8 protein-coding genes are annotated in these 7,283 nt (G+C 46.2%); 7 read left to right on the top strand and 1 reads right to left on the bottom strand.

The genetic code is table 11. The features are described from left to right. Positions 1–1,440: helicase HerA-like domain-containing protein (locus KH813_RS05510; protein WP_303994277.1), on the bottom strand; the 1,440-nt coding region annotated here is incomplete at its 3' end. 237 nt (positions 1,441–1,677) lie between these two features. On the opposite strand from KH813_RS05510, the gene KH813_RS05505 reads away from it, so the two are divergent. The 7 genes from KH813_RS05505 (at position 1,678) to KH813_RS05475 (ending at position 7,237) form a co-directional block, all read left to right on the top strand. After that, positions 1,678–1,953, top strand: coding sequence for a hypothetical protein (locus KH813_RS05505; protein WP_303994273.1), 276 nt, complete (start codon positions 1,678–1,680; stop codon positions 1,951–1,953). 121 nt (positions 1,954–2,074) lie between these two features. After that, positions 2,075–2,851 carry a DUF5986 family protein gene (locus KH813_RS05500; protein ID WP_303994270.1) on the top strand — a complete coding sequence of 259 codons (777 nt, stop codon included), beginning with the start codon at positions 2,075–2,077 and terminating at the stop codon, positions 2,849–2,851. 15 nt (positions 2,852–2,866) lie between these two features. Beyond that, on the top strand, positions 2,867–4,063 hold the full coding sequence (locus KH813_RS05495) for an XRE family transcriptional regulator (protein ID WP_303994280.1): 1,197 nt from the start codon (positions 2,867–2,869) through the stop codon (positions 4,061–4,063). Positions 4,064–4,432: 369 nt separating this feature from the next. Further along, positions 4,433–5,386, top strand: coding sequence for a helix-turn-helix domain-containing protein (locus tag KH813_RS05490; protein ID WP_303994267.1), 954 nt, complete (start codon positions 4,433–4,435; stop codon positions 5,384–5,386). Then, on the top strand, positions 5,383–5,580 hold the full coding sequence (locus KH813_RS05485; RefSeq protein ID WP_303994265.1) for a hypothetical protein: 198 nt from the start codon (positions 5,383–5,385) through the stop codon (positions 5,578–5,580). Before KH813_RS05490 ends, KH813_RS05485 begins: the two co-directional genes overlap by 4 nt. Positions 5,581–6,084: 504 nt before the next feature. Next, positions 6,085–6,570 carry a sigma-70 family RNA polymerase sigma factor gene (locus KH813_RS05480; RefSeq protein ID WP_303994262.1) on the top strand — a complete coding sequence of 162 codons (486 nt, stop codon included), beginning with the start codon at positions 6,085–6,087 and terminating at the stop codon, positions 6,568–6,570. A gap of 34 nt (positions 6,571–6,604) precedes the next feature. Beyond that, a complete protein-coding gene (locus KH813_RS05475) occupies positions 6,605–7,237 on the top strand; it encodes a phage antirepressor KilAC domain-containing protein (protein ID WP_303994259.1) in 633 nt (210 codons plus the stop codon). The last annotated feature ends 46 nt before the right edge of the window (positions 7,238–7,283 follow it).

The following is a 7,283-nucleotide window of genomic DNA, read 5'->3' as shown; positions in this document are numbered from 1 at the left end:
ACCAATGGTTCTCGTAATGGTGCCGAGCATGGAGTCGATGCCTTTATCGATATAAGACTTTTGGCTGCGGCCGGACTTCTGTGCTCTTTCGAGTTCTTTTCTTTGCGCTTCAAGTTCTTTCTGTCTTTCGGCTTCTGATTTTTCTTTTTCAGCTTCCAACTTTTCTTTTTCGATTCTTTTTAAAAGAACTTCGTAAGCGGATTCTCTGTCGATGGATTCCTTGTACTTTGTATAAAGAAGCGAGGAATTAACCAAGGATCTATACTCATCATCGGTTAGTGTCGCAAAGGATGAGTGGGGCGGAAGGATCAGCGCCTTGTCTGCCACGGTTGGCGCGCCGCTTTCATCGGCAAATGAAACCAATGCTTCACCGGTCCTGAGATTTATGATTTCTTCTTTGATATCCATGGATTCATCCTGTCGGAATGTGTCAGCCACAGCATTTATCGCCTTCAGTTCCTTTGGAGAATACGCCCTCAGTTGATGCACGATTCGGTTGGATAGTTGTGACGAAACGGATTCCGGCACGTCGAGAGGATTTTGTGTGATGAAGAATACGCCCACCCCTTTACTGCGCACGAGACGAACCACTTGAATAATTTTATCCTGCAAAACTTTTGGCGTGTTGTTAAACAGTAAATGCGCTTCGTCAAAGAAGAAGACAAGCTTAGGTCTGTCTAAATCTCCAACCTCGGGGAAGTTTTCATAGATTTCCGAAAGCAAGTACAGAAGAAGCATGGAGTAGAGAAGCGGATTTGAAATCAGCTTCGTGGCATTTAAAATATTGACCACACCCTTGCCGCTTGCATCTGTTCTGATAAGGTCGCCGATATCGATCGCAGGCTCGCCGAAGAACAGATCGCCGCCGGCATCTTCAATAAACAAAAGTTTTCTGGAAATGGCAGAGAGACTTTGCGCGGCCACATTGCCGTAGGTCTTACTAATCTCGTCCCTATGATCACCGACGAAATTGATCACCTGTTTAAGATCCTTTAGATCAATCAGCAGAAGACCCTCGCTGTCGGCAACTTTGAAAATAATATTTAAAACCCCGGTCTGCGTATCGTTAAGCTCCAAAATATTTGCGAGCATAAGAGGACCCATCTCAGAAACAGTAACTCTAAGAGGAATACCTTTTTCGCCGTAGACATCCCACATATTCACAGGATAACTTTTAAAATCAAAATCAGGAATACCAAGTTCTTCAAGTCTCGAATTTAACTTGTCATTCATCGCGCCGGGCTTTGAAATATTCGCAAGATCGCCCTTCACATCCGCAAGAATGGTCGGAACCCCGGCGTCAGAGAGACCTTCCGTAAGCACCTTTAGCGTGACGGTTTTGCCGGTTCCGGTAGCGCCGCTGATCAGTCCGTGTCGATTCATTTTATTTAAAAGAATATAATTTTCCGTATTCCCTTTACCGATCAAAATTTTGTCCATGACAAGCTCCTTTCATATCTAATTTCATTATAGCAAACTAATATATAGAGAAGACCCGAATCATAAAAATATCCTGAAAAAGATGGAGTGGTTGATAATTAAGCAATGAGTCGACATGTTCCCGCACACCACGCATGTGGAGACTGTCTGTTTGATGTCACGAGTGAAGGACTAAACAGTATAGAATAGGCTTGAAATCAAGGGGTTCCGAGGATATTGCCATAAGCAGGCTGATCGTTGGAGGGACAGCCGGGAATAGAGTCCGTGACAAAGCAGTACCTTTATCAACTGGCGTATCAGAAGTTCATTAACGGTCATGGTTTTTCCGATGTGAAAAACTGTTTTCTGATGCCTACTGAAAATTGTGAGATAGAGGACCACAGCGAGGTATCAATGGAGATGTTTTCGAGCCTAGGACTGCAGAACATAAAGGTCCGGTTCCTTCCGGCAGATATGGTCTATGACCATTACCTGTCGGGGAGGAAGCTGGATATCAAAATGCTTGGATTGTGATTGACTGAATTGAATGTCGAGAAAATAATGCTTGTCAAAACAAAAATATAAAGAAGCCAAACTTGACAAATCTGTATTTTCGCGTAAAATGAAAGTACGGATTTTTCTATGGAGGAAAATAATGTTCAACAGAATCAAGATCGATAAGATGAAACCCCTTCTGACACGCATTGTAAAGGCAGTAGAGAAGGGTTGCGGCGAGGATATCAGAGAGTACCTGATGTCAACGGACAAAGCCACGAATAATGCAGTACGGCTGATGCGCGCGGACAATATCAACACTAATCTTCGTGACAGCGTGGCATCGGAAACGGTGGAACTGAAATATTTTAACCGTTCAGCTTGGGTCGGATGCCTTCTGATTGACCGGGAGAACAGCGTGACATACACGATCTGCACAAAGCAGACACTGGAGAGCATCCCGAAGAAACCAAACAGGCGGATTCCCCATTATCTTCAGACTATATTGCATATCCAGAACGCAGATGTGGAAGCTCCGTACAAGCAAATGGATCTTTCGGAATTTATGCCTGGAGTGATAACGGAATTTTCGGATGAGGAGTATGAGGAAGACTACCAGAAGATCATGGACGATGACCTGACGTTTGACGATAACTATCTTCATCTTGTCATTGTTTACGAAGCGGCGCATTACAACATCACTTCCATCGCCATGAGGATTCTGGATAAGGACTGCCAGACGGCAAAGGAATACCCGCTTACCAGTCTGCTGCAGCCTGATTTCGGCGAACTGACAAGGCAGGAAGAGAAGGAGCAGAAGAAGGACGCTCATAATCTTGTTTCTGTTAAACCCGGACTGAAGAAGAAAAATGATGCTGCGCCGCAGCAGGAAACAAAAATATCAGCAAAGAAATTAGAGGAGAAAAAGCAGGTCTAACTGCTTTTGGCGAAAATGGATAACAACAGATTTAACGGACAGCGTTTAAAAGACGCATTGCAGTTCCGGGGCATGAGAATGACCGAACTGGCAAAACAAATCGATATCAGCAAACAGTCGCTGTCTTTATATGCAAACGGGGAAAACAATCCTCCCTACGAGAACGTGGTAAAGATAGCGAAGGCATTAGACTTCCCGTTTGAATTTTTTATGACGGAGGATCTGTGTACTACGGCAACGGATAACACATATTTCAGATCGCAGGCATCGGCGTCCAAGCTGATGCAAAATTCGCAGAAAATGAAACTGGAGTATGTGGCCAAGGTTTACGAAGTGCTGCTTAACTATGTGGACTTTCCGGAGCGTAATCTGCCGCCTGTGTTTTTCCGCGGGACGGATAATCTGCTTGATGCAGATTCTGAAGAGATCCTTGAACAGATCGAACTGATAGCAAGTACGGTAAGAAAGCATTGGAAAATCGGCATGGGTCCGATCGACAACATGCAGTACCTGCTTGAGTCCAATGGTATCATCGTGACCGGATTTAAGAACGTTGATGAGAAGATTGATGCCTTCAGTCAGCGTATCAATGTTCAGAATCACGGAACGGTATTCGTTGTCGCACTCGCTATCGGGGAAAAGCCTGACGTAAGGCTGCGATTTGATATGGCTCACGAACTGGGACATATCCTCATGCATAACTGGGATGACAGCAACGATAGCCTGAGCAAGGATGAGTTTAACGCACTCGAAAAACAGGCGAATATGTTTGCAAGTGCGCTGCTCCTACCCAGGGAAGCATTCGGGAAAGATGTAGCGCCGTATGCCACGAACGTTGAGTTCTATCGATCGCTCAGAAAAAAATGGGGCGTATCGATGCAGGCGATGATGTACCGTGCCTGTCAGCTGGGATTGATTACTGCTAACCAATTCCAATATATGATGAGAACGGTTTCCGCTAAAGGGTGGCGGACAAGAGAGCCCGGAGATACGCCGGGCAAATTAAACAGCACGATTTTCCAGGGGGCAGTGGACGTGTTGTTTGACGGAGACTATCTTACCGCCAAAGAAATGATGCAGGCTTTCCATGAGTACGGGATCTATCTGGATCAGAAAGACCTCGAAGATATTATGGGGTTAAAACCCGGAACGCTCACAGTTGGTCCGAAACTAATACCCTTTGTCAAGCCTAAAATAGACATCGGTGAGTGACAGGAGATGGTGTTAGCGAGTGATAAAGGAAGCAGTTCAGGTAGCCTGCCCATGTTGTAAGAACAAACGATTATTTGAGCTATCGCCAGAGACCGTAGGGTTGATCGAAATAAAATGTCCCCGGTGCGGCAAAATAATCGTCATCAGAATTAAAAACAGAAAGATTCGCACTGAGCAAATCGGCGCATGCTGATCACATAGCGACCAAAGCCTGGCGGATGCAAGGAAGGACTCCAAGGAAGGACTCCAAGGGGGAACTATGCCTGCATCCGTCAGGCTTTCTTCTTTGAGGTAGTATAAAAGAATTGAACCATTGATGTTTAACGGTTCAAATGTTATAATAACGGTACAAATGAAAGGAGGATTATTATGTCCCGTCAATACGATGAATACATGGAAGGTCGCTTTGATCTCTATGGAACGGAGTATAAGCTGGTCGAACCGGAAAATATAGAAGAACTGATGCAGGCATTCGAAGTGAAGTCTGCCCTGGAAACACATATCAGCGGACTCATGCACGATGAAGATTCCAGCGGATATGACAGTCTCCTGCAGGAGCAGATCGACTACATCCACGAATATGCGGAATCCCTGGGAGAGTTCGACAGCAGTACCCTTGCGAATAACATTGTATACCTTGCCAAGAAACATGGCATGCGTGTCGGAGAACTGGAAGATACGATCGGTATCAGCGCCGGATACCTTTCCCGGACAATAAAAGAAAATTCCAAAAAGAAGATGAGTATCGATGTCGTCTGGAAGATTGCATGTCTGTTTGAAACAGATATAAAAACCTTGACGGAAACCGAGATGTGGATCGCTCACACAAACACTGACCTGCTTGAGCGGTTCCTTGAACGCCTCTATGAAGACACGCGCGACAACTTCTTCGCCTGGGAATCCGAAGGAGGCGTGATGATCGTACTGCACGACCGCTACAAGGAGATGGGGCTGATAACCGAAGAAGAGGATGAGACAGTGGTATATCATCCCAACCATCTGAATCCGGATGTAAAGTGGATCCTCGCGGCGGACATCGTATCACTTGAGTGCTTTGAAGGAAAGAAAGACCTTGCGATCATTCCGTACAAATCCGCCGACAAAGAGAATCTGTCAGGTTATGACTTTATCTTTGTCTGGGAAGATGACGGCAGGTGGTGCTGGGAGAAAGTCTTTTATACAAGTGATGACGCGTTCGGGTCACTAAAGGAAGGAGCAAAGAAGCTGTACGATCATGTAGAAAGTTCGGAGTTTGACGCCAAGCTGTCCCCGAAAGTTCATCAGCTGATCAGCAATTACGTGAAGGGAGGGCGGCCTGAATGATAGAACGTCCGGTACGAGACCTGCATAGCAGCAAGCGGGTACCGCCGCTGTTCTGCAAAGTCATCGTTGACGGTGACAATGTGACCCTTGAGAGCAAGGGCAAAGACAATAAGAAGCAAACGATTTCATGGAAGGACATGGTGTATCAGGTGGAGGCGGCGATTGAAGACGCTTCACAGACACCCTCCAAGTAACAGAAACTACCGCAAGTAGTCCCGTAACCAACCGAGGAACTGACAGCCGGAGTTATCTATTTAAGCCAAAAGGCTAAGTAGATGGCTCCGGCTTTTTTGCGTTTACGGGCATGTTCACGATAAGCATTGCACTCCGGGGGGTTGATTTCTCCGGTAAGAAGTAGGGGCGATGCTTACAAAAAGGTATCAGCCGCACTGCGGTTATACATAGACACATTTTAATCTCATTAGTCCGAGATGGCCATAGGGCGATGGGATGCATAGAGAGTTCAGGCGGCGGTTAAGATCGCTCCGGAAATGAAGATGCACCCACCGTTGATTTCCTGCGCCCATTTTCGGATTTTCAGGAGTCTGTGGCCATCTTCACCACAGGCTCTTTCTGCGTTCCATCGTCCGTGACCGAGGACGGAAAGGAACGTAGAAATGAAATTAGAGATTCGTTACGACAACACTGTCCAGACCATCAACCTGGACGCAGAGGCCACCGAGCAGCTTTAGGTCAGCTTGGCACTTGAAGGTGAAGGGTTTACCCAAGCGCAGCGGGAGAAGATGATCCAGGGCGAATGGAATGAGCAGTTCAATAGGCCTGAATACAACAACTGGCACAAGTTTGACCGCCATCGCGGCTACAGCAAGGCGCAGCCCGGAAAAGACGGCATCGAGGATGAGATCAATTCATCCAAACCATTAATGGACGAAGTCGCGGATGAGCGCATTTTCCGCAAATACGAAATAGAACACGAAAAGAAAGAAGATTATGAAGCCGTATGCCGGTGGGTGCGTAAGATTCTGGTCAAAAAGCCGGAATGGGCCGATGCCTTTATAGCAGTTTATTTAAATGATGAATCAATTCGCAACTACGCCGCTCGCATAGGAGCGGATGAAAACAACATCACGCAGAAGCTGAAGCGGGCAAAGAAAAACTTAGAGAAAATTATAAAAACCGTCAGATTTAATCGCCGCCCAAGGCTACCACTTAGGAGGCAATAACGTCCTCCGTAAAAAATTTAAGGAGGTAATTCTCATGAATGAATTACAAATTTTCACTAATGCGGAGTTTGGCTCCGTACGCGCAACAGTTATTGATAGTGAGCCTTTCTTTGTTGGCAAGGATGTGGCGGAGATTCTCGGATACCGAGACACATCCGATGCCCTTAAAAGGCATGTGGACGAAGAGGATAAGCTGACTCGGTGTTTCACCGACTCAGGTCAGAATCGTGCAATGTACATTATCAACGAATCCGGTCTTTATAGCCTTATCCTGCGCAGTCAGCTTCCAAAGGCGAGGAAGTTCAAAAGATGGGTGACGTCTGAGATCCTTCCGGCAATCCGAAGACATGGCATGTATGCGATTGATGAGATGTTAGAGAATCCTGATCTCGCCATTGCCGCGCTTACTCAATTAAAGGAAGAGAGAACGCGCAGAAAAGAACTGGAACTTACTACGGCCATTCAGAATCAGCAGATTGCGGAACTTAAACCGAAGGCAAGCTACTATGACCTGATTCTGCAGAACAGGAACACGGTTCCGGTTACGCAGATTGCAAAGGATTACGGCATGGGCGGAAGAAGATTCAACGAACTGCTTCATGACCTCGGCATCCAGTATAAGTTCCGTAAAACCTGGCTTTTATATCAGCACTACGCGGATCTGTGATACACTCAGTCCAAGACTTTCACCATTGATGCCGAGAAAAGCGTGA

The organism is Negativicoccus succinicivorans (genome assembly GCF_018373335.1).
GTDB lineage: Bacteria > Bacillota > Negativicutes > Veillonellales > Negativicoccaceae > Negativicoccus > Negativicoccus succinicivorans_A.
Note: the sequence above shows the minus strand (reverse complement) of the source record. Positions and strands in the feature narration are given on the sequence as shown.

Coding starts and splice junctions, on each gene's coding strand:
- KH813_RS05475 (WP_303994259.1), top strand. CDS start 6,605: ATGAATGAATTACAAATTTTCACTAATGCGGAGTTTGGCTCCGTACGC.
- KH813_RS05500 (WP_303994270.1), top strand. CDS start 2,075: ATGTTCAACAGAATCAAGATCGATAAGATGAAACCCCTTCTGACACGC.
- KH813_RS05490 (WP_303994267.1), top strand. CDS start 4,433: ATGTCCCGTCAATACGATGAATACATGGAAGGTCGCTTTGATCTCTAT.
- KH813_RS05495 (WP_303994280.1), top strand. CDS start 2,867: ATGGATAACAACAGATTTAACGGACAGCGTTTAAAAGACGCATTGCAG.
- KH813_RS05485 (WP_303994265.1), top strand. CDS start 5,383: ATGATAGAACGTCCGGTACGAGACCTGCATAGCAGCAAGCGGGTACCG.